The 684-nt window shown below is 75.4% G+C and carries 1 protein-coding gene; it reads right to left on the bottom strand.

The genetic code is table 11. From position 1 onward, the window contains the following. On the bottom strand, positions 1-684 hold a 684-nt coding region (locus DW299_RS03365; RefSeq protein WP_136035659.1), incomplete at both ends, for a sugar kinase.

Raw genomic sequence — 684 nt, 5'->3', positions numbered from 1 at the left:
GGCCAGGCGTGCGGCGAGGTCCTCGCCCTCGAGCGTCGCCGCGAGGAAGCCGGAGGCGAACGCGTCGCCGGCTCCCACCGGCTCGACCACGTCCACCGTGGGGGCCGGGACGAACACGGGCTCGGCGTCGTGCGTGAACGCGGTCGCGCCCACGTCGCCGTCCTTCACCACGAGCAGCGCGCAGTGGGGGAGGTGCGCCCGGATCGCGGCCGGTGTCGCGGTGCCCCAGATGCGCTCCGCCTCGTCGCGGCCGACGAAGGCGATGTCGGCGGCGTCCGCGAGTCGCGCGAGCGTCGAGGCCGCGTCCTCCGGGCTCCACAGGGCGCGGCGGTCGTTCACGTCGAACGACACGGTGGCTCCCGCGGCGCGGGCGTCGGCGTACAGCGCATCGACCATCGCCAGGCAGGTGGCGGAGAGCGCCGGGGTGATGCCGGTGGTGTGCACGATGCGCACGCCCTCGAGCCGGGCGGCGTCGAGGAAACCGGGAGCCATGCGGGAGGCCGCGGATCCGCGCCGGTAGTAGTAGACCGCGGATGACTCGACACCGGGATCCTTGAACATGACCCCGGTCGGCGCGTCCCCGTCGCGCTCGACCCACAGCTCGACCCCGCGACGCTCGAGCTCGCCGGCGAGACGGTCGCCCAGCGGGTCGTCGCCGAGGCGCGAGGCCCAGGCGGCGCGGTG

This window comes from Microbacterium sp. K35 (assembly GCF_004794375.1).
GTDB classification, from domain to species: Bacteria; Actinomycetota; Actinomycetes; order Actinomycetales; family Microbacteriaceae; genus Microbacterium; species Microbacterium sufflavum.
This window is presented reverse-complemented; position numbering and strand designations above follow the sequence as displayed.